The organism is Leptospira interrogans (genome assembly GCF_900156205.1).
Classification (GTDB): domain Bacteria; phylum Spirochaetota; class Leptospiria; order Leptospirales; family Leptospiraceae; genus Leptospira; species Leptospira interrogans.
Map to the genome: position 1 here is coordinate 1 of NZ_FTNA01000021.1, position 23,518 is coordinate 23,518.

Genomic DNA, 23,518 nt, shown 5'->3' on the forward strand with positions numbered 1-23,518 from the left:
TTTAGTTTTTCATTCGGATCGAGGATCCAATTATTGTTCGTACGAAACTCGAAGGTATCTGTTAAATAATAAACTCAGAAGGAGTAATAGTAGAAAGGGAAATTGTTGGGACAACGCAGTCGCTGAGTCCTTCTTTGGTTCTCTGAAAAGAGAAATGGAATATAATTACTTTTATAAAATTCAAGAAGCCGAAGAATTACTTTTTGATCATATAGAGGTTTATTATAATAGACACAGATCTCATTCGTCATTAGACTTTGTGAGTCCTGTGCAATTTGAAGTAAATGCTGCGTAAAAATGTGTCCAATAATTCGTCACTAGGTTAGGATTTGCGAGTGAAAAGCTAAGTATGACTGATCTTGAGACTTTTACTGCAATTGCACTTACTAATGAGCCTTTTAATTTAATAGAAGATATTGTCAAAATAAAGCTATTCGGTAAAGATCAAGAAGGCGCTTCAGAAGAAGATTATTATGAATCATATTTCAATGTAGATCTTAAAAATCAATGTGTTTGGTGGAATGAGAAAGATCCCAGTTATAGAGGTTCTTTAATTAGGGGATTGGCAAAATCCTAGGTCATAACAGCTACCAATACAACTACGCCTAACTGTCGGCTCTGACGCGGCGCTTCGAGATTGCTCCGCAACGCTCGCTCGGCTTGTAAGACGTTTGCTAAGACTCACTCAAACGTAGAGGAGACTTTTTCGTTAGACTACCATGCAAAAACTTTTCAGTATTAAAGATTACATACTAAATCATGAGATTCAAAAGTTAATTATTGAGTATAACCTAAAATTAAAAGAGGAAATTATCACAGAAATATTCCTTTTTATTAGTAAATTTTCAGAAGATCTAGACAACGAGCATCCAATTTCCCGGCATATCAAAGCAAATGGAATATATAACATACTCAATTTATTTCACCAAGGGTTAGTGATAAAAAGTTGTAAAGAAACAATTGGCTTAGGTCGTGAAATAGAAGGAAAACTTCGATTAAAGGACAAATTTTACTCAACCTTTAATGAGTTACTAATTTCTTACTACTTTATACAAAATAATCAGTCTGTTCGATTATTGCCAACGGGAACCAATAAGACTCCCGATATAGAAGTTAATTATCACGATTTCAAAAAAATAACGTTAGAGATCAAAACACTTGGGGCGAGCAGTATCAATAAAAATAGGAGAGATCTCTCTGATTTACTATCGCAAGTCATTTCAAGATTTGCATTAAAAAATAAGATTTCAAATATCAGATTCTTACCTTCTGATTTTATCGATGACATTGTTAACGGAAAAGTAATTGAAGACATTATTGCAAAATATGATTCATATTGTGACTGGCTATATGATTTATTGAATAGACAATTTAAAAAAGACAACTTATTTATTAAAATCCCATTGATAGGACATATCGATTATTTTTCATCAAGAGAAAAATTTGAAGGAATGAATGGGGAGATTATTGGCTTTTCGCGAAACTCTGAAAGTGACTTCATAAAAATTATTAAAAATGGTATTCAAGAAGCTGTAGCTCAATTATTTAATTATGAATCTCCCAATTGTATAATTTTTTGCGATTATCTTCCTCACCCTCATTTGATTCGCTCCATTCCATTGGATCTGAAGAATCAATTAGAGGGTCTTTGTTTTATTACATTTATATTTGATCGATATCCGAAAATTATTGCAAAGTATTTTCCTTTTCAAAGAAAGGAATCCACAAAGTATTTAAGAAATTTTTTTGCAAATTTACAGTCATTCAACGAAAAAATATTTTTGCACGTCGACTAATTGCGGCTTCCCGCGTCACCGAGGTATCTAGAAATGCATGTTCACGTCCGCAAAGCTCGCTCCGACGACCAGATACAGCTATTCCCGCTCGTTTCGGATTTTGCCACGTCTTTCCTACCAGATCCTTCTGCCTTCGCAAAAGCATTTGTCCAAATACTTCAACAAGACGATGCTGCGTTACTCGTAGCCGTTCACGATTCTCATCTGGTTGGCTACTGTCTGGCCTTCGATCATTTCACCTTCTACGCCAATGGTCGTGTGACCTGGATTGAGGAAATTATGGTTCAACCTGCGCTACGAAGAAAGGGCATCGGTCACATGCTGATGAAGGAAGCTGAAGCATGGGCTACGACTCGCAGTTCTAAGCTTGTCGCCTTAGCAACACGCAGGGCGAGTGAATTCTATGCCAGGATTAGCTACGCGGAGTCGGCTATCTACTTTCGCAAGATTTTAGAGTGACCCAGGAACTGCAACCCTTCGCTCGCCGAAATAGTTCTTCTACAAAAGCTTCGGGGCTGCGAGATAAGAAAAATATTCGTCAAGACCGGCGTGGTAATCTTTCGCCTCGACGATTGTTTTTAAAGATTCCAAATACCCGTTCATTCATTCGCTCGGGAGTGAACGTCGTATTACGACCACACTCGGAGACTACAACTTTTCTTTTGGATCGTTTTTTTACCGGAATGTTTCAATTTTCCAGTCGGCTTCCCGAATGGAACCTTCTCCCTCCGAAGTAGCATAGATATCTCCATCGAAAACGAACCTTGAAATCGATTTATCCTCTAAGACAAATCGATCCTTGTAAATTTCAAAGTATCGGAAATTCGTACCCCGATAGGATTCTGCCAAAAGATATCGATTCTTTCCCAAAGGAAGAAAATCAAAATCCGAATTGGAAACAAAAAAACAATCTACAATCTTCGATTCTCGAACCAAACACAATTCTCTAACATCCACGGTAGTCTCGTTCGAAAAAGCGGAATAAAGAATCACCTTCGTGCGAACATCGACAAAATGATCCATAAGCAATCGGATGGAAAATTCAGGATAGGCGACTGTTCTTAGTCTGATTTGTTTTTTCAATTCGGAATTCAAATCGGATCGTGTTATTTGCGATTCCGGTCGAATCAACTTCCGCCCTTCATTCGGGAAACAATCCTCCCAAGCGTCGCTCCTTCTAACTTCGTATAACGTGCGTTTGGTTAGAATGGGTCTACTCTTTAGCAAAATTTCCGCTTCCGCAACCCGAATCCATTGCCTACACGCCTCACAAGTGAAAAACGGATCCCGATACCAAATCGGATATCGAATCCTTAGAATCTGTTTTTCCGGATGATACGAATAGTCTCGGCCCTCGATCTCTATGGCAAAGGGAAGATTCTTATTTCCAGAAGCGGTAAATATTTTTCTAGAATCGAGATCAATTTTTTGGCAAGAATAAACGAATAACCCGAACGAAATCATCAACAAAAATGACTTTTTTACCATCCGAATATTGTGGAATTTCTCGTATCTGAATATGAGATTGTGTTTCATAAACTAAATCATTCCTAATTCTTCTTTAACAGCATAGTGATTTTTTCGCTCTTAAAAATTTCTTTCTGCGGAACTTCTATTCCAATGTCTTCGTACTATAAACCGTCTAATTTCTCAATGGGTAAAATAAAATTTCAGACTTTCATATAGTTTAGAATTACATTATACGAATTCCAATCACGAAAAATGAATATTTAAAAATTCATAATATGACTTAATCTGTGGATACTCTCACAAATCTAGATTTACGATAAAACTTTGAAACTCACACTTTTAGAAAAAATTCCCCAATTTCTCTTACGACCCTGCTCACGTTAAAAAAGAAAATTGGCAATAAACTCTTCCTAAGCTTGATAAATTTTTCATTAGCAACAGCGCATAACTTCATCTACACGCCACGTCCCCGCAGCTCTCGCGAAATTATTTCATTCTTTAATTTCAAAAAAACATTTAGTATTTATAATATACTCAATCTAATACGTTCACTGCTTTACTCATTCTCCAAACAAACCGCTCCAAGCTCATTCGTGTTTAATTCTTTTATTGCCTTACACAGACTAGTTTTCTAGAAATACTACAATCCAAAGTAAATCCTGATGCGATAGAAGCATTAGAAATTGTATTTCCGCTACCAAACTGCCCATTACTAATGACAGTTCCATCCGTCCAGTTGGCACAGTGATCCGGACTGGAAATCCAATTATCCTCTATTCCGGTCCACCAAGTAGTAGCCGCGTTAGAATCAATTGAACTGAGAGAAGGAAAAACTACAATCCCCGCAGAATTAGTGGTAAACACTTTTACGGGAGAAGTAACCGTTCCCTTATAATAATCCTGATTGGGCAATAGAACCCAATTCACATTTTCTGCAGAGTTTGTACAATTGGGAGTAGCATTACAAGCTCTTCGTATAGGAGCCAACGTCGAAGCAATCAAAGCCTTATAGTCAGTTCCATTTCCGGGCAAAGAAGTAAAGTTTGTATTTTTTTCGTTCGTACAAATAGTATCGGCTCCCGTCACAGTACCCGCGCCTATCTGCCCAGTTGTTCCTGTAACGGCAACAAAAATATATTTCAATTCAAGATTAGGATCGGAAACGTTATTTGTATTGTTTGCATTTAACAAAGGCAATAACAAAAGGTTCGAATTAAAATTTGGAAACGGAACCGAACAACGAGATACAAAACAAAACACAATTAAAAAAGAATATATTATTTTTTGAATATTTTTAATACAATTACCAAAAACATAAATCCAATTCCATAAAAAAGGAATCTTTCTAAAGAAACCAATTTTTTGCACGATCATTATAGCTCCTTTCGAAAACTAATTTCGAACCTTCCCAAAGAAAACAAAACGTTTGATTGCTGATAAGAATCATTTCCTCTGGACATACTTTCCGGTTTGGATTCTATCAAAACGGTAGTAGAATGAAAAGAACGTTTTTCCAACCATACGTTTAAGCCGTAGCTCAAAATAGCTAAAAGACCTATACTCACCTGATTATTTTGATGCCTTTCGTATTCTTTTTTATCTCCATCTCTTTGCTGAAGAAAATAGATCGATACCGGTAAAGGCGCATAAAAAGAAACTAATGTTAAAAACGCAGGATCATTTGTGGCGGATTGTGCAAAAGAATTACCCGCAACTCTTTCCGCGTTACCCGCAACTGCAAGCGCACCAAACCACAAAAAAATCAAAGAAGCCTTGATATATTCTTTTCTTTCTATCGGTAACAAACCAGGAACCCATATCTTCCAAGTAGAAACTCCCGCTGCAGTCAACTTTTTTTCCGCTTCCACCACACTTTTAGGTTTATCTTGTTCCACTTGAAAAGAAGACCACTGACTCCAAGAGGATGGTTTTCCAAAACGATTCAGAGCGGAAATTCTAAATTCGTATTCACCCGCAGGAATTAAAAATTCTAAACTACTAGTGACCGTTTTTTCTTCGGCTACAAGAATTTCAGGATTGGAAATTTTTCTAACTTCCACCTTATAACCGTTATTTCCCTTTACTTCGTTCCATTCTATATAATAGGTATACTTTCTTTCTTCTGAATATGCAGAATAACTAATAAATAAACAAAAAAGAACCGAAATTTTTAAGACTATAGATTTCAATCCGTCACTCCCCTTTTTTACCAGTTGTTTTCGTTTCGGGAGCGGCTAAGTCCTCTCTCAAAACAATCGTAAATTCAGACTTAGTTTGATTGGATTCGTTTCCTTCTTGAATCAAAGCCCACCTAAACTTTCCAACGTCCAAAATACCAAGATCTGTTAAACGAAAGGATTCTCCGTTTACAGATCGTTTGAATATAGACTTCCCGTTTTTTCCATAAAGATTTAGATTCCATTTTTCCATCTTAGAATTAGAGTTATGTTTCCATTTAAATACGATCGAATTACGCCCTGTCATATCCACAATCCCACCATGAATAGGATATACCAATTTAGGAATTCTCTCTATCTTATTTCCGTTGAGATCAACTTTAGAAACATTTTCTTTTTGAACCGTTTTTTCTATAGAAATAGTTTCAGAGCTTATCATAGACTTTATATTTTCTACAGAAAAAGATCTAACTTCCGATACAGAAGACGTACCTGATAAATTAGAAAAAGTTTTTACTCTCCAATGATACTTACCTACAGACAAAGGAATCGAAATTGAAGTTTTAAAAACCGTAATTTGTTTGAGTTCAGATTTAAAATCAGAGGATTGCGAAATTTCTAAAATATAACCGGTAGCCAACTGAGAAGGTTTCCAACGAAAAGATTGTAACGTATTTCCTTCCAGAGTTGTATTTTTCAAAGGAAACAACAAGGCCACAGGAGGATTGGGTAAAATTCTGAATTTACGAACTTCTGAAAATTTTTTTCTATCGGAAGAAATGAGTCTCCAATAATAAATCCCCTCCGGAAAACTCTCTTCTGTAAAATCTCCCTTAATTTCCTTTTTAAAAATCAAAGAATTAAAATTTCGATTTAACGAAATTTCTAATAAACCGACAAAGTGAGAATCAGACTTCCAACGAAACTTGATTTTGGCCTCTCCGCTTTCGGGAAAGATCCGATCATTATCTACAGGCTCCAGTAACTTCCATTCTAGCCGGATTGGTATAAGCGTATCTTTTCCTACTCTAACATTTTCTCCTTCCTGGATCAAACTTACATTTCCTTCTGGACCAATCCATTTTAGGTTTCCTTTAGTAGATTCCACCACGTATTCCGCGCTACTTTCGTTTCGCGTTATGCGAAATATACCGTGTTCATCACCGGACTTTAAAACGTTTTTTCCGGAAATCAAACTCATAGAATGATCTGTTTGTATTTTTACAGAACCTTCTTCCAATTTTAAAAGTTCATCTCCTTCCTTAAGATGAATTACGATCATAGATCTAGGATCTAACTCAAACTTAGTTCCAGATTTTAGAGTAACGATCGCTTCTGAAAGCTCGTCGGTTCTGACAGAATCTTGATTAAAAATAGGAAAGTTCTGTTCCACATCTTGCCAAATCATATGATCCGAAAATTTTCTCTGAGCGGTTCTGTATTTAAAAGTGATGTTTCCGACAGCCTCTCTTTTTCCAAAATCCACGGCTCCTTCTTTCCAAAAAAGAAACAAAGAAGCTCCTAAAACAAGCAGAGACAAAATTCCTACAAAAATCTCCTTGTTGAATTTAGAATATAAATTCATGCCAAAGACCGAGAAGGGTTTTCAGGATCCGGAATTCCGCATAACGTTCGTAATTCTTCCAAGGACTTAGGACAATCCTGATCGTCTTTCCAACCTAACACTGCATAGACGACTTGTGGTTTTTCCTTACCTCGAATCCAAACGGGTGGGAGCTCCACAAAATTAAAATGATCCTTTGCTTGTTGATACGTACTTTCTGAAATTAAGATGTCCGTACCGAATTCCTTATTTAAATATTCAATTCTAGAAGCAAGATTGACCGTATCTCCGATGACCGTAAATTCTAACTTCTTTTCAGAGCCGATCTGCCCAACGATCACCGGTCCAGAATTGATCCCACAACCGAAACGAGTAAAAGGACGACCGATTTCTTTTCCTTTTAAATTAAACTCTATCAACGCTCTTCTCATCAACAAAGCGGCGTTAATCGAATTTTTAGCTTCATTTCCATCGTAAACCAAAGCTCCCCAGTGGGCCATCACGGCGTCACCTATAAATTTATCCACAATTCCCTGAGTCAGATAAATACATTCCACCATTTCGGTGAAATATTGATTTAAGAATTCAACCACCTCTTCCGGTTTCATCTTTTCGGACATTCCCGTAAAATTTCTAAGGTCAGAAAAAAATACCGTGACCTCCCTATTTTCTCCGCCCAACTTTAAATCGGAAGATAACGCGCGTTCGGCGATCTCTTTATTCACAAACTTTCCGAATGTATTTTTAATTTTTTCTCTTTCTTCCAATCCCCTCGCCATTCTTAAAAACGAATTTGTTAGAACTCCTACTTCGTCGTGTGTAGTAGCACGAATATCCACCGCGTAGTTTCCTTGTTCCACTTTTTTAGTTGCAGAAAGAAGTTGAATGATCGGAATCGTAAGGGTTCTTGAAAAAACGAACACTACAAAAAACGCAACTGACAAAACAGAAATCATAATCCAAAAATTTTGTCTTCTGATCTTATACACCGCTTCAAAGGCAATATCAGCGTCTAACGTAGAAATAATTCCAAGACCACCCACTTCCAATTGTTGATAAGAACCTAATACTTCTCTACCTTCGAAATCGAATCGTTGAGAACCATTGTCCGAAGGACTACGTAACATATTTTCCACAAGAGGATGTTTTTTATAATCCTTTCCGGAAACCGCCTCTTTATCGTTAGAATGAGCGATCAAGTTTCCAGAAGAATCCACCACGATCATTTGAAAAAAATCGGTTTGTCTAACACTAAGAAAAGAACCTAAAAATTCGGAAGCGGAAAAAACCAAACCTGAAATTTCGACTCCAACCGGAAGCAAAACTGCAACCGCAGGGAAACCAAACTCATTAGAAACATTCAATATTTCTAATGTACCTGACAAACGGGAAAAAGATTTTTCCAACGCATTTTTTAGATTTGTAGGATCAGGTACAACCGAATTAGACTTTAAGAATTTTGAATTCCAAAAAAGGGAATCTATTTCCAAAGCGGAATTTACCGTCTTGTTTTTAAAACGTACGTATGCAACCGCGTTTGAATTGGTTCTAAAAAATTTTTCAGAATCTTCAGAACGAAAATCCTGAATTTTACGAGTGGTTTCTTTCAATTGTCCGCTCAATTGAATGCCTGTCATTCTAGCAAGAGATAGATTATATTCTTGAATTAGAATTTCGCTGTATTTCCTAAAAAAGTACGTAGCCATAGTAATCATCAGGCCCATACTAAGAGTGATAATCGCAGAAACGATAGAAAGTAGTTTTACACGAATTGTAAACCTGGACGGACGAAATGATTCAAATTTGTAACCGTGGAAATGATTAAGAAAATCATAATATTTTGATTCGATCTGAGAAAGTGCTAAATCCTCTGTCCAAACCAAACAATTTACATTTCTAGAACGGTTTTCTAAATAACGAAAGAATTTAGAAGAAGATTCTACGTTTGTGGAAAGTATTTTATCCTTGTCCGCAGATGAAATAGTAAAACCAGCTCTTTTAAGATCTTTTATAAGTTTTAAAAAATCCCTGGATTTTTTTAGAGATAGAGCTTGTTCTGCAGAAAGACAAAAAATGATTTCTCGAATTCCAAGAGAAAGTTTTTCCGAAATCAAACTTCGTATGATCAGATCCAAATCCTGCAAATCAGAATGAAGATTTGGTAGCTCTTCCCAACGAACCGATTTGTCATTTTTATCCTTCCATCGATCCAACATCCCACCTTCCTTAAGTCTGGAGCAGAATAAGAACGTTTTATCTTCTGTCATTCTAAAATCTAAAATTTGAATGAAGACCTAGGGAAGAATTTGAACGAAATAGACACGATATAGACTTGAAATCCTTAAACCTTACATCAAAATGAAATCAAACGATTTGATCTTGCACGATTAATATTTTAAATAAAAAATGTTCTCATGAATTGGAACGAAGTTCAAGACTGGTTCTCTAAAGACTTTCTTTGGGAATTAGGAAAAGCGACCGGAGTTTTTCTTTTTGTATTGTTTTTTGGCTATCTATTAAGCGACAGAATCAGTCCCAAATTGTTTGGAGTTTTTTTCGGAAATAAAATTCCAACTTCCCATCCGATTTACAAAGCGGGAAGAAAAATCATCCGTTTATTTTTTTTACTACTTTCTTCTTTTTTATTTCTTAAATTTTTAAAACTCACTTCGGTAGAATCCGTTTTTTTAGGTTTTAAAATTCTTTCGATCGTACTTTGTACAATTTCACTCTCTCATCTTTTTTCGGCAGTATTCGAAACCAAAACAGAAGGAATGGTTTCTTCTGCTTCTATCATAGGTAATGCGATCCGGATCATATTATTTACAGTTTGTATTCTATTGATTCTTCAATCTTTAGGAATTTCAATCGTTCCCATATTAGGAGCATTGGGAGTAGGAGGTCTTGCAGTCGCTCTCGGTTTACAACCTACACTTTCAAATTTATTTTCCGGTTTAGGAATCCTTCTCGGAAAACAACTTAAAAGAGGAGACTACGTTCGAATGCAGGGAGAAGGATTAGAAGGTTACGTTCAAGACATCACTTGGAGAAGTACTACAATTCGAAAACGTAACGATAGTGTAATCGTAGTTCCAAACTCTGTGATGGCTTCCTCTGTAGTCACTACTTTAGAATTATCTAAAAAATGTTTTTCGATTCCAATCGAAGCAAGTATAAATTCTCAAACCGATTTGGAAAAAGTAGAGTCACTCGCCATAAACATAGGAAATGAAGTCTTAAAAAAGTTTTATCCATCCGATTCAATCCGAGAAATTTCTTTCTCTTATCAAAAATTTGGACCTAATTCGGTAGGATTCCAAATGGATTTACCTTGTTTAGAATTTTCAGATCAATTTTTGATTCGACACGAATTTATCAAACAACTACATTCTAATTTTCAAAAAGAAGGAATCGAGTTTAAGTGATGATATACTTTATTCTCTGGCTGGTTTTGAAAAGAAAGGAACTACTCTATGTTTTACAGAATATTCTACTATTGGAATGTATTAAGTATTGATATAGTATGCGGAGCGGTTTCTTCAGCCTGGTTTGCTTCTTATGTTTTAAATTCGGATCTAAAAATGGAATTTTGGATATTACTTCCCACCACAGTTTGGGTAATTTACAGCGCTGATCATTGGATAGATGGTTGGAAACTTAGAGATAAAAGCACAAATCCAAGACATGAATTTTATTATAAAAACAGAATATTCTTAATTGTGATCACTGGTTTAGTCGCAATTTTTTCTTTTGTATCCGGAATAGCTTTTCTAAAAGAACAAATACTAATGGCGGCCTTAGTCATAGGAATTTTTACAGTGTTACACTTTGTGTTTTCTTATTTACAGGTTTCTTTTTTTTGGAAAGAATGTTCCGTTTCTATCCTTTATACCGCTGGAATTTGGTTTGGCCCAATTTTATATACTTCTAAAACGAGATGGGAAGTTTGGTGTGGTTTATTTTTTTTGACCACAATTTGTAATTCATTCGTAAATTCTTATATGGAAGTAGAGATAGATAAAAAAGAAAATGCTGAATCGATCCTAAGATGGATTTCGCAGAAGACATTGAAAAAATCAGTTATTACGTTATCCGGAATTGGAACGATACTCAATCTGATTTGGTTCTGGAAAAATCAGTGGGTAATTTTACCGGAATTCTTTTACCTCAGTATAGGTTACTTAATTCCGGTAAATATTCTATTTTTTGAATCTTTTTTTCAAAAAAGACAACTTTATAGAATTTTAGGAGAAGGTTATTTCATCCTTGCCTGTATCCCAGTTATTTTTCGGAAATTGTATCCTATCTGACAGCGGGAGGAATTCTTAATATCCAACGAAGAATTTCATAGAACTTTAAGTATTTTAAAATCGGATTTAACCAACCCGTAGTGATACAAAAATACGTATCGTGAGGTGCGGTATGATGAACTCCGTGGTGTTTTGGCCCCAAAATTAATTTATATTTTTGTAATATTTTTATAAATACCGCAGGAGAATCTTGATGCGCCCATTTATGAATTTGATTGGTGGCAAAAATCCCCAAAAGAAGAAAAAACCAAAAAGAAGCGAGCAAATAACTAAACGCTCCCGCAGACTCCCAAAAGAAAACATAATATACTAAAATAGGTAAAGAAACCAAACAATTATTTCCGTTAGTTTCGATAAAATCGTGTCTGGTAATTCCTTTAGGGTCCACATGATGATCTCTAAATGGAAATATAAATGCAGGCCCAAAAATTGGAGTGTTTTCCGAACCTACACTATCTCCTAAAAAATGAACGAGTCCCGAAAGAAAATCGGCTCCAAGCCAAGAAAGTAAAACTACAAGTGGGATCGCCCAAGCCAAATAAGAATGAACGATAAAGTAATCTAAAAATAAGAGAGTAAGTTGATAACCGAAATAAATCGAAAGTAAAATAAAAGCTACAACGCTTAATGTCTCGAAAATTCTGTGAATCGTTAAATTCGGTTTTTGAAGCTGAGTTGGTTCTGTTTTCATAGGACTGCCTGGTGTAGTCTTATTATAGACAAGAATTCAGGCGAGATTTTTTCAGGAAAGAGAGTATGGTTTTGAAAAAAAATGAAACTTTACGAAAAGATGATCTGTTTGATTCTTCGTCGCTTATGAATCCTCTTTCCTTCAATACACCCGGTTTATTGTTTCCAGCAATTTCTCTCTTGATGCTTGCTTATACAAATCGTTTTTTAGGTCTTGCGAGTCTTTCAAGACAACTCATCGGAAAGTTTCAAGAAAATCAAAATCCAGACTTACTTCCTCAAATCCGCAACCTTCGTTTTCGTCTTTCCCTCATTCGTCATACTCAGAGTAGCGGAATTTTGAGTTTACTTGCTTGCACTTCCTGTCTGACCGCGTTAGCCTTCGATTTTCAAGGAATCGCTTGGAGCCTTTTCGGAACTGCTCTATTTTTTTTAGTGATTTCTCTTTGTATCTGTCTCTTAGAAATCCATCTTTCTGTGCAAGCTTTGGATATAGAAATGCATGCGCTGTATAAACCGAACTCAAAGTAATTTATAAAATCTGAATATAAATCGTTAAAAACTTTTTATATAGTCAAGATATGAACTACGCCGTCAATTTCCGTTGAGAAAGGGCTTTTAAAGAAATAGATAAAATTGCAAAGCGAGACTCATTCTGACATGTATATATTCAGCTATTTTATTCGGCGGAAAACCAAAAATTTTTTTAGAGAAATTAATTTCCGGAAAAGTATCTCAGATTCTATTCTAACTGAAATAGAAAAAACACTTAAAGAACCGAAATTAAAACTCAATAAAGATTTTTTTTCGATAGTAATATCCGAAATAGAATCGATCGATCGCTCAGAGAACAGTCAATATTTCTCTAAAAGATGATTACCATATACTTGAAAGTGCAATCTCTGCAAAAGTTGATTATTTGATCACAGGGATAAAAATTTACTTGTTTTAAATAAGTTGAATTCTTTGAATATTGTTTCTGTCAAACAACACTTAGGTTTGGAGTTTAAACGGACAACGGATCAATAGCTGTTATGTTCACTAGTGGCAATTTCTTCTTTATAAATCGGGTAAAATTTCTACATCAAGAATAGAATTGTTGAAAAATTAATTCTCCATCTGTTTCTATTTTATGGAAACGGGCAATTGAAGCAGTTTTGTTAATCGGAACTAAGGAATTTTTCAACAACTCTAATATAGAAAAAGAATCTTATTGAAATAAAATAGCCATCCACTGCAATAGCTCCTCGTTAATCCGAAAAAAGAATCCTACAATGAATCAAATCAGACTGATACAAAAACACAACGTTACAGAGTGTATAGAATTGAATTTGGAAAAAGAACAAATTACGATACAACAATATGAGAATAACAATCGGATTCTTTCCCAAACATACGAATATGAAAATTCAAACGTAGCCAGCAAAGAACTTGAGGTTTTTATAAAGTGGAAAGCCTGGGAAGGTTATTACCCGGAAGAAGAAGGTCCCGATTATGCAGATCGATGGCGTAATTATTGGCTGAACAATTTTCCGGAAAAAAATATTTCTCCGAAACGTCCTACTTATCAACTTTTGATCGAAGCAGTAAATAATAGAGACATCGAATTTTTTATCGCAAATGAGGACACACCGGGAATAGAGTTAAAAACGAATTCAGCAAAATTCGGAGATCCAATCCTAATCTACGCAATTAAAACGAAATCGATTGCAATTGTAGATTATCTTTTACATACGATGTGGTTAGAACCTTCGGTAAAAGATCAAAACGGACTTTCTGCATGGGATCATATTTTCCAGGCAAAAGATTCTTTTTTAGGAAATTTATTTCTAGAAAACATTGTGCTCCTTGGAACCGAAGAAGAAATAAAAAAATACAGAATAGAACTGGGACTTCCCGCAGAAGAGGAAACTAGTTCTTTTGAAACCAAAGTAAAAGATAATCATAAACATGGATTTGACGTTGACGTTTTGACAAACTTCGCAATTCAAAAAATCAAATCCTTTGCAAAAGATCATGTCGATGAAACTTTTTACGGCTTTGCAATCGATGCCTCTTATATCAAGATGAATAGTATCGAAACCTTTGAAAAAACTTTAGAAGAATACCAATCCAAATGGCCAAACGACTATAACACTCCCGAAAAAATTCAAACATTAAAAAATAACATAGGAGACTGGAAATACACTCTAGCTGATTTTATAGAAACGTGTAACGAAAATGAAGACGGTTTTATGGAAGGCCCCTTTGACGAGGAACTCTATGATAAACATTATAACGCTAGCGACCTAGAACAAAAAGACAGCGAATATACAAAAGCAATGGATTCAATTTTAAATAATCTAATACAACAAGAGACTTTTCGAAATTTAAAAACCTCAATCGATTTTAGCTGTTTGAAAGCAGAACACAATTATTGAATCTTTAACTTGGACAAAATTAACCCTGGATCTATTGGGAAAATATAGAACTTCCCACAGACTGGTATTACTCCAATATCTATGTCTTTTTTGAGAAAAATAAACCCTAATATTTTGGAGTAAATTCAAAAGATCTTAGTAAGAATTACTTACTTAAAAAACGAAAAAAATACTGCCCTTAAAAATTTAGAACAGATTTTATAGAAAATCTTACTTACAATCGTTTTATACTGCAAAGTTTGTCTCAAAAAAAAACGACAGAAGATATAAGTATATAGATTCAACCGATTTTTCTAAATACCTTGGAAAAAGAATCAGACTTAAACCAAAGATATATTCATTAAATAGAATATACTAAATCAATTCTGGATAAAAATATGAACCATCAACTTACATTCAAAGACGATAAATCAGACAAATTCTGGAACATAGAAGTTTCCGGAAATTCTTTTACGGTTACTTACGGTAAAACCGGCACTTCGGGAACTTCTCAAACCAAAACTTTTGAAACCGAAGAAACTTGTATCAAAGAAGCTCAAAAACTCCTTTCGGAAAAATTAAAAAAAGGTTATATAGAAGGAAACATACAAACTTCTTCCCAAAAAGAAAAAACTTCCGTACAAACACCTAATGATTTCCATAAAGAATGGGAAAAAATTGTAAACTCAAAAGATCTACAGAACGATTTAACAAAACACTTTTCTTATCTGGCAGATTCTTCCGGATTTGAACCGGTCATACGTAAAATTTTTGAACATACAAATGTAGTAAAAATAAACGGAAATACTTTGATCGTAGAATTTAAAAACGGAAACACTCTTACAGCAGAATCTCCTGGTAACCCAAGCTCCTATAAAAAATTTCCAAAGTCTTTTTTAAAGCTAATTGAAAAACACAATACTCTAAAAACAAATCGATTAGAATTAGGAAAATGTTATTTCGATTTTGATATTTTCGACGAAGGAGATCGAGTGTATGAGATCTTCGATGGCAAAGAAAGTAACGTGCTCTGCCCTCTCAAGTTTATGGACAATTCCGATTGGATTTATCACCCAACTGAAAAAAATAAAGAAGGGGAACCCGCCATTTTTCCGATTATTCATGAATTAGAAGATGAAATCAATCCAGTATATTATAATATAGGCTCACTCTTTCTAAAACAACTTTGTGACGAATTTGAAATAAAGATTGAAATTCCAGTTGACGAACGCCCTGTAGACCCTTCTGCGGATTTAAAAACAAACTGGTGGAGTAATCTTAGCGATGCTTGGAAACAAGCTTTTCGGAATCAATTTGAAAACAAAGACAAGGAACCTACATTCGAAACGATATTAACTTTAGAAAGATTAAACTTAAACGATTCTACAATTTCAGATCTAAAACCTTTAGAAGCACTTCTGGCTGAAAAAAAATTCAAACTAGAAATCATCCGTTTAGCCAACACTTCCGTTTCCGATATTGCAGTTTTAGCTATGGCTAAAAAAAAGCTATTTAGCGTGGATATTTCTGGAACCCCGGTGAAAGACGTTTCTGCGCTAAAAGAAATTAACTTCTTAATCGCAAACAGATGTACCGAGCTAGATTTCTCCACCGTAGCCAAATTGAAAAAGCTGCGTCAACTTTCTCTACAAGACACAAAGTTGAATGACCTCGAGTTTCTACACGATTTTACAGAATTAGAACAACTGAATATCAATGGCACTCCACTTACCGACGAACAGATCCTAAAATTTCAGATACGTTTTCAGAAAGATCGATTGGAAAAGAACAAAACGGTTTCTTATGGACGTGATCCGTTAAAGTTGGATATTCATCCAGAAATTAAAGATCCATTGTTACGAGCGCTTGCGGACAATAGAGACTATAAACCAGAACTTGCTTTGGAAACCGGAGAAAAACTTCTAGCGCAAAGAGCAGAAAGAAAAGATATAAAACAGATTCTCAAGGATCTGATTTCTATCTGCGACCAACAATGGCGCAAGTATCTATACATAAAAACCCCAGAAGGTGAAAAAAAATACGAGTTCTTTAACCAAAAAGAAAAACGATTCCAATATATACTTGATACGGACGATTTTAGTATTCCTATTTCCATCACGAGTCTCTCCGATCCAATTTCAGAAATCATCACTTTGATTCCATTGATTTACGAAAACAAAAAGAAATACAAAGCCTTCTCCACTATCGAGAATAACTCATTTTACCACGTTAACGCCATTTTGAACATCATCTCTAAAACCAAATACTACGATGTAACTCTTGCCCAAATCGAAGAGGCTGTGAAAAAATCGGACTATGTGGAATATAAGATCAAAGAAAACGGAGATATGTATATCAAAGTAAAACAATAAAGACAATTCAAAACACAAAGGACATATCTTAATTAATTATAAAAATTATTAAATTCAAATATACTAATAAATCCCGATTTCAAAAAAACCAGGATTAAAAATATGAACCACAAACTTATATTCAGAGACGACAAATCGGACAAATTCTGGAACATAGAAACTTCCGGAAATTCTTTTACGGTTACTTATGGTAAAACTGGCACGGCGGGGACTTCTCAAACCAAAACTTTTGAAACCGAAGAAACTTGTATCAAAGAAGCACGAAAGCTACTTTCGGAAAAATTAAAAAAAGGTTATATAGAAGGAAACGATAGAACCGAAAAGTTGACTTCTAACAATGATAAAAAACACAAATCCAATCAACAAGAAGCGGATAAAATTGTAATTTCTAAATCTGAAGAGAAAACAAAATCTGCTCCACAAAAAGTTATCGAAGAATCAGAAAACGAAATCAAACAATCGTCCCAAACATCCGCAAATAAAAAAGAAAACTTAAAACAAAACTCGCAAACTCAAGAACAAAATTCAAATCCCCTTCCTTCAGAAAATTCTACAGAATTAAATAAAATTAGTCTCTATTATCAAGGAGACGGCAGCGATAAAGTTTATCATGTAAATATAGATCCGGAAGGAGACGGTTACGTGGTTCATTTTGCATTCGGAAGAAGAGGAAGCTCTCTTCAAACCGGAACCAAAACCTCAAAACCAGTATCTTACGAAGCCGCACAAAAAATTATGCGCCAACTTGTAAATTCCAAGATGGCGAAAGGATACACAGAAATAGAATCCGGTACTCCTTATTTACATTCTACAAAAGAAGAACGAGTAAGCGGTGTTCATTGTCAACTACTCAACCCTATCGACGAAGAAGAACTTTCCACGTATGTAGAAGACGACCAATACGGAGCCCAAGAAAAATTAGACGGCAATCGTATGATGATTCGTAAAATTGGAGACAACGTAGAAGGAATCAATCGTAAAGGTTTGATCATCGCAATTTCGCAAATTTTACATGACCACTCTCTGAGTTTTTCAGAAGATTTTATTTTAGACGGAGAAGTGATTGGAGACGTTTTTTTTCCTTTCGACATTTTTTCAAAAGACGGTAAAGACATTCAACACCTTCCCTATCAAGAACGTTATGCTATACTGGAATCTATTTTAAAAGATCAAGATGAGATCTTTCATATCGTAAAACTAGTCAAGTCTACAAAAGGTAAAAAAGTTCTGCTCGAAGAATTACGCGAAAAACAAAAAGAAGGAATCGTATTCAAAGATTTGAATGCTCCTTATAAAGCGGGACGTCCTTCTAGCAAAGGTTCTCAGATTAAATTTAAATTTTACGAAACCGCAACCGTAAGCGTAGAAACGGTAAATCTAAAACGTAGCGTTAGTATGCGTCTCTACAACGGAAACGAATGGGTTTCCGTCGGCAACGTCACCATTCCGGTTAATTTTGCAATCCCAAAGGAAAACGACATCATAGAAGTACGTTATTTATACGCCTACAAAGGAGGCTCCTTGTATCAACCTACTTATCTTGGAGCCCGTACCGATGCGGACGAAAACGACTGTGATCTAAAACAGCTTAAGTATAAAAATGCTTAAGGAAAATATAATAAAACTCGTTCTTGATTTTTATTAGGTGATAACTTTTAGAACCTATTTGATCTATACAAGAAAATTCTACATAAATCAATTTATAATTTATTTCATACTGAATAGGTTAAAAGTCCATGAAAAATCAATCTTTATTTCTTGCTCGTAGTTGGTCCAATGACAGAAAAAACTATAAATTAGGATATATTAATGCACTTGGCCAATGGGCAATCGAACCAGAATACGAAAAGGCAAATGAATTCCATGATGGATTTGCCAAAGTTGAAAAAGACAATAAAACTTTTATAATTAATAAACAAAATGAAAAGATATTCGAAATTCCAACCACAACACATTTAGGACAATTCCACGAAGGTCTTGCAATTGCTTATATCGAAGAAAAACGAGGTAAGTACAAACACGGCTACATGAACCCAAAGGGGGAACTTATAATTCCCTTTCAATACGAAAGAGCCGAAAATTTCAAAGAAGGACTCGGTTGTATCCAATCCAGCGAAAACAAAAACTGGGGGGCCGTAGACAAATCGGGACAATTAATCATCACTTGCAAATTTCATAATTCACTCTATTTCGAAGATCGGATAGCGGTAGCCAACGAAGACTATAATCTATATGGAGTGATTGATTTAAAGGGCGAATACATTATCCTGCCTAAGTTTGAATCGATTGACAAATTTTCAGACGGTTTAGCCAACGTAAGAGATAAAAAAACTAGAAAACATGGTTTTATCGATTTAACCGGCAATTATGTGATTAATCCTATATTCGAATATGCTAATGGATTTTCGGATGGTTTTGCGGCTATTCACGACGCCAAAAGTAAATGGGGACATATTGATAAATCCGGAAGAATAGCGATTCCGACAAAGTTCAGATCTACCGGAAATTTTTCAGAAGGTTTAGCCTACGCACTCACAAATAAATGGGGTTATATAGATCAAACGGGCGCTTGGATAATACAACCCGCTTTTACTTGGACCGATCGATTTTCAAATGGTGTCGCCGTTGTAGAAATCAAAAAGAAATACGGATTGATCAATACCTCAGGAGAATATATTCTCCCTCCGGTATATAATCATATTGATAATTCCTTACCGGAGTTGATCAAAGTCAGTTTTTCTCCGGATTCAAAAACGCCTAACTTTACTCAGTTTTTTACAAGAGATGGAAAGTTAGTTTGGACCGAATTCGAACCGATACAAATTTCAAATTCACAAATTGAAAGTAGTCCGAAAAAAAATGACATCGTCACTCCGGAAGATTTGATTACCAATTTGAAAACACATACACAACAAATCGTCACCGAACTTGGAAAAGGAAGTGAACCGGCGCGAAAAGCTGCCAGCGCACTGACAAATATTTCATGGGAAGAAGTTTTTATCGAAACCGTGAGTCAACTTGACGCTCATTGGAAAGATTTTAAAACCCAAACCGAAGAAGAGTTAAGCGGCGTACTCTTTTTTTGGAATGATTTAGAAGGTGACGTAGGTCTCTCATCTTGTTTTGTTACCGGCAATAATGATCCTAAAGATCTGCTCAACGAATTCGAAGGAGGTGAACCTGCGGTAGATTTTGATTTTGTATTTTCTAAAGTAGTTCCCACAGAAGCTTGTGAAGAAGATATACATTCTCGTGTCAGAAACGATTTGCTCGACGTCGTTTTTGAAAAAGCATTGTCTTTATCTTTGTCGCGTTCCGAGTTTTTAAAAATAAAAAAAACAAACCCTCTTTATATTTATCGATCCTACTCACACGATGATCATTCTCCAAAGCTCTTGTTCAAAGTAGGAAAAGATAAACCTAAAATTCTAAACGCGGAAAAATTTATTTTGCAGAGAGTTTTAAAAGACCATCCCTATTTTTCCCAAATTTTCGGACAAAAAGAATGGCTCGAAGTTTATGAAGACGAATTCAACGAAATATCTCAAGATGATCTTTCTGAAACTCTGAATCTTTTTTTATTCACATATCTCAAAGAAAGCTCTAAATCAGAATACATCCAAGCTATTGCCGAACGTTTACCTCGTTCACCAGAAACAGTAAACTCGAATCGTTTAACTCTGGCTTTAGCAGGATATTTCTGTTTGATACAAGAAACACAACTAGCATTACAACATTTGCATATACTTAAAAAAACGGAACATTTGAAAACTCATTTTTTGTGGGCAAGAGAATACTTTACCTTCTTGGAAGAAAACTCAGAGTTTCAAAAAATTGTACAGTGGATTAGTAATTCTGCGTAAGAAAACCGGGACAAATAAAAAATTCAATGCGACGACTCTCTAAACGTCGATTCTTAGGAGAGCATTCGCTTTAGTTTTCCGGATCGTCGTTGTAGCTCACGAATTTTATAGCAGACTAACTTGCGAACTGAAACGTTTTCGTAAAAAGCGTTTCATTAAGTTCTTTTTGTTCCAATGGCTTCGGAATTTTTCAAACTCAATGCTGTTATCTACGGAACGTATAATAATCGCTTTCACGTTATACCGAATTCACATTATTTAAAAACTTAGAATGTAGGATCTACTTTAAAAAAGTCGATAATTCTGTGTTAGACGCAATTTTTGAAAACTTGCATATTCTTGTAAAATCGACAATTCATTTCGGGTATTATTTTCATACGTCTGGAGCAGTAAAAAATTCAAAGAAGCAAAAGAAATGGCTGAAAAAATTTAGAATATCATCTTTATAATAAACGTGAATTCAATGTAAGACATTTATTTTATAAAACCTGATTTTTCCGCAAAAAATAAAATGTGGGAACTACCACCAAAAATTCAATGGCAAAGGTCTGCTCAAAGACGATAAGAGACGTAACCTGTAGGAACTTCTTCCCACAAATCTAAATTTCACAAGGAGACTTTCAAAACTCAGGCATTTTCCGAGTAAAGTAATCTGAACAACGTTTTTTCTGAATAGGTTCTAGTATGAGTTCCTACACTTTCAGAATTTGTCCGCAAAATCGTGCATTGTGGTAGTTCCCACATTTTAAAAATAAATCTGCAAAATTCAAACTCCAACTTTTTATAAGAAAATGAATCATGGATTCCTTACGCCTAATTCGTGTTATTTAGAACTTGTCCCAAAACATCAGAATGTAAGAACTCCTAGGTAAGTTTAAAACAATAAAGTCTATTTGAAACTGCCAAAATCGTGGGAACTCCTTCGATTTGTGAAAAATGGACGATACTATTTCATCAAGGTTTTGGGATAAATTCTTAACAGAAAAAATTAGGACATTCATAAAAACTTTTTTGACTTGTCTTAAAATATCTAAGAACAAAATATTTACTTGGACGTTGGGGGTGGGATTCACTGCGTGAATCTCTGAGAGAGTCCCCGGAACCTGATCAGGATAAGACCTGCGTAGGAAAACGGACCTGTAAAATTTATATATTCAAATTTTTGAATAGATTTTCAAATTTTGTCTATATAGAATTTTTGCAAAACCTTGTTTTTAAGGTTTTCTTTCCGCTTCGGTTCCAACTCCAAACCAACTCCAGGAGAATCTATGGAACCTGTTCAAAAATTACAAATTCCTTATAAATCGATCCGACTAAGCGACGGAACCGAATACCAATCCTATCACACCGAAGGTGCCCTCTCTGGAAAACAACCTGCGGATTATAAAAACGGAATTCCAGCTTTTAGAAAAGAATGGATTCAAAAACGTTTCAATCACTCAAACCATTCCCAAATGTATTTTGCTAAAAAAGGAATCATCACGGAAGAAATGCGTTATGCCGCATTTAGGGAGAATATGGAACCAGAATTCGTTCGTTCGGAAATCGCCTGTGGTAGAGCCATCTTACCTTCCAATCGGAATCATCCTGAGCTCGAACCGATGGTTATCGGTAAAAATTTTCTAGTAAAAATCAACGCAAATATAGGCAACTCCACATTTAGTTCTTCGATCGAAGAAGAAGTCGAAAAACTACATTGGGCGATCAAATGGGGTGCAGACACAGTTATGGATCTTTCTACGGGAAAAAATATACACGAAACCAGAGAATGGATTTTGAGAAATTCACCCGTTCCAATCGGCACCGTTCCTATATATCAAGCCCTAGAAAAAGTAAAAGGAAAAACAGAAAATTTGAATATTCAAATTTTCTTAGAAACGTTAGAAGAGCAAGCAGAACAAGGGGTAGATTATTTTACAATTCACGCGGGAGTACTTCTAAGATATATTCCGCTTACTACAAATCGAATAACCGGAATTGTTTCTAGAGGAGGTTCTATACTTGCAAAATGGTGCCAGGCACATCACAAAGAGAATTTTTTATATACTCATTTTGACGAAATTCTAAAGGTAATGAAAAAATATGGTGTTTCCATTTCATTAGGAGATGGCCTTAGACCTGGTTCGATCGCAGATGCAAATGACAAGGCCCAATTTTCAGAATTAGAAACCTTGGGAGAACTAACCCAACTTGCTTGGAAAGAAGACATCCAAGTTATGATAGAAGGCCCCGGACATGTTCCTATGAATTTAATCAAGGAAAACGCAGATCTTCAAACGAAAATTTGTCAAGAAGCTCCGTTTTATACGTTAGGCCCCATCGTAACAGACATAGCTCCCGGTTACGATCATATCACTTCTGCGATCGGTGCTGCTATGATAGGTTGGTACGGAACAGCTATGCTCTGTTATGTGACTCCCAAAGAACATCTTGGTCTTCCAAATAAAGAAGATGTCAAACAAGGAGTAATCGCATATAAGATCGCCGCCCACGCTGCCGATTTAGCAAAAGGACATCCCGGAGCAATTGATAGAGATAATCTTTTAAGCAAAGCTCGTTTTGAATTTCGTTGGGAAGATCAGTTCTCACTTTCCCTGGATCCCGAAACCGCAAAAACATTTCACGACGAAATGCTTCCACAAGATCGAATGAAAACGGCTCATTTCTGTTCGATGTGTGGCCCTCATTTCTGCTCTATGAATTTAACTCAAGAACTCAGAAAATTCGCGCAGGAAAAAGAAATCCAAGAATCCTAAGCGATCCAAGTAGGAATTGGAGGAAAAGTCGAAAGAATTTTTGGAACGAAGAACGGAGATCTACGAAAATTCTGAAAGAGTTTATTTTTAGGATCGGTGTATATCACTGGAAGAATTCGTT

At 35.4% G+C, this 23,518-nt stretch carries 18 protein-coding genes and 1 riboswitch; of the genes, 12 read left to right on the top strand and 6 right to left on the bottom strand.

Features of this window, described 5'->3' with window-relative positions; genetic code table 11:
• The 4 genes from BW942_RS15365 to BW942_RS15380 form a co-directional block, all read left to right on the top strand.
• Positions 1–295: integrase core domain-containing protein (locus BW942_RS15365; RefSeq protein WP_139325930.1), on the top strand; the 295-nt coding region annotated here is incomplete at its 5' end.
• A gap of 54 nt (positions 296–349) precedes the next feature.
• Positions 350–577, top strand: a complete 228-nt coding sequence (locus BW942_RS15370; RefSeq protein WP_000130601.1) for a hypothetical protein — start codon at positions 350–352, stop codon at positions 575–577.
• Positions 578–719: 142 nt separating this feature from the next.
• A complete protein-coding gene (locus tag BW942_RS15375; protein WP_001170562.1) occupies positions 720–1,796 on the top strand; it encodes a hypothetical protein in 1,077 nt (358 codons plus the stop codon).
• Positions 1,797–2,255: a GNAT family N-acetyltransferase gene (locus BW942_RS15380; RefSeq protein ID WP_001239008.1), complete on the top strand. Its 459-nt coding sequence runs from the start codon at positions 1,797–1,799 to the stop codon at positions 2,253–2,255.
• A 216-nt stretch (positions 2,256–2,471) separates the two neighbouring features.
• Here BW942_RS15380 and BW942_RS15385 read toward each other — a convergent pair whose 3' ends face one another.
• The 5 genes from BW942_RS15385 to BW942_RS15405 form a co-directional block, all read right to left on the bottom strand.
• Positions 2,472–3,332, bottom strand: coding sequence for a hypothetical protein (locus BW942_RS15385; protein ID WP_082279649.1), 861 nt, complete (start codon positions 3,330–3,332; stop codon positions 2,472–2,474).
• Positions 3,333–3,872: 540 nt separating this feature from the next.
• Positions 3,873–4,640, bottom strand: a complete 768-nt coding sequence (locus BW942_RS15390; protein WP_000636960.1) for a DUF1554 domain-containing protein — start codon at positions 4,638–4,640, stop codon at positions 3,873–3,875.
• Entirely contained in the window at positions 4,640–5,455 is an 816-nt protein-coding gene (locus tag BW942_RS15395; protein WP_000836523.1) for a fibronectin type III domain-containing protein, read from the bottom strand. Before BW942_RS15395 ends, BW942_RS15390 begins: the two co-directional genes overlap by 1 nt.
• A gap of 4 nt (positions 5,456–5,459) precedes the next feature.
• The gene (locus BW942_RS15400; protein WP_082279650.1) at positions 5,460–7,028 is read right to left on the bottom strand and encodes a hypothetical protein; all 1,569 of its coding nucleotides are present in this window, start codon (positions 7,026–7,028) and stop codon (positions 5,460–5,462) included.
• On the bottom strand, positions 7,025–9,274 hold the full coding sequence (locus BW942_RS15405) for an adenylate/guanylate cyclase domain-containing protein (protein ID WP_000133839.1): 2,250 nt from the start codon (positions 9,272–9,274) through the stop codon (positions 7,025–7,027). The genes BW942_RS15400 and BW942_RS15405 overlap by 4 nt, the downstream gene beginning before the upstream one ends.
• A 147-nt stretch (positions 9,275–9,421) precedes the next feature.
• Between BW942_RS15405 and BW942_RS15410 the strand changes: the two genes are divergently transcribed.
• Both BW942_RS15410 and BW942_RS15415 read left to right on the top strand, forming a co-directional pair.
• A complete protein-coding gene (locus BW942_RS15410; protein WP_001104369.1) occupies positions 9,422–10,432 on the top strand; it encodes a mechanosensitive ion channel family protein in 1,011 nt (336 codons plus the stop codon).
• A 48-nt stretch (positions 10,433–10,480) separates the two neighbouring features.
• Positions 10,481–11,317 carry an LA_0991 family prenyltransferase-like protein gene (locus BW942_RS15415; protein WP_000499930.1) on the top strand — a complete coding sequence of 279 codons (837 nt, stop codon included), beginning with the start codon at positions 10,481–10,483 and terminating at the stop codon, positions 11,315–11,317.
• Here BW942_RS15415 and BW942_RS15420 read toward each other — a convergent pair.
• Positions 11,310–12,008 (bottom strand): fatty acid desaturase CarF family protein, encoded by a 699-nt coding sequence (locus BW942_RS15420; RefSeq protein WP_000846138.1) that lies wholly within the window; start codon positions 12,006–12,008, stop codon positions 11,310–11,312. The two genes, BW942_RS15415 and BW942_RS15420, sit on opposite strands and share 8 nt — an antisense overlap.
• 65 nt (positions 12,009–12,073) lie before the next feature.
• Here BW942_RS15420 and BW942_RS15425 point away from each other — a divergent pair, with 65 nt between their 5' ends.
• The 6 genes from BW942_RS15425 (at position 12,074) to thiC (ending at position 23,397) form a co-directional block, all read left to right on the top strand.
• A complete protein-coding gene (locus BW942_RS15425; protein ID WP_000243208.1) occupies positions 12,074–12,538 on the top strand; it encodes a DUF2721 domain-containing protein in 465 nt (154 codons plus the stop codon).
• Between the two features lie 743 nt (positions 12,539–13,281).
• Positions 13,282–14,427 carry a DUF4303 domain-containing protein gene (locus BW942_RS15435; RefSeq protein WP_001071872.1) on the top strand — a complete coding sequence of 382 codons (1,146 nt, stop codon included), beginning with the start codon at positions 13,282–13,284 and terminating at the stop codon, positions 14,425–14,427.
• A gap of 377 nt (positions 14,428–14,804) precedes the next feature.
• Entirely contained in the window at positions 14,805–16,778 is a 1,974-nt protein-coding gene (locus tag BW942_RS15445) for a WGR domain-containing protein (protein ID WP_001016431.1), read from the top strand.
• A gap of 102 nt (positions 16,779–16,880) precedes the next feature.
• Positions 16,881–18,386 (top strand): WGR domain-containing protein, encoded by a 1,506-nt coding sequence (locus BW942_RS15450; RefSeq protein ID WP_001015838.1) that lies wholly within the window; start codon positions 16,881–16,883, stop codon positions 18,384–18,386.
• 128 nt (positions 18,387–18,514) lie between these two features.
• Complete coding sequence (locus tag BW942_RS15455; RefSeq protein WP_001982459.1) at positions 18,515–20,641, top strand: WG repeat-containing protein; 2,127 nt, start codon at positions 18,515–18,517, stop codon at positions 20,639–20,641.
• Positions 20,642–21,689: 1,048 nt separating this feature from the next.
• A riboswitch (TPP riboswitch) is annotated at positions 21,690–21,788 on the top strand.
• Between the two features lie 121 nt (positions 21,789–21,909).
• Positions 21,910–23,397 (top strand): phosphomethylpyrimidine synthase ThiC, encoded by a 1,488-nt coding sequence (gene thiC / locus BW942_RS15460; RefSeq protein WP_082279654.1) that lies wholly within the window; start codon positions 21,910–21,912, stop codon positions 23,395–23,397.
• Positions 23,398–23,518: the final 121 nt, after the last annotated feature.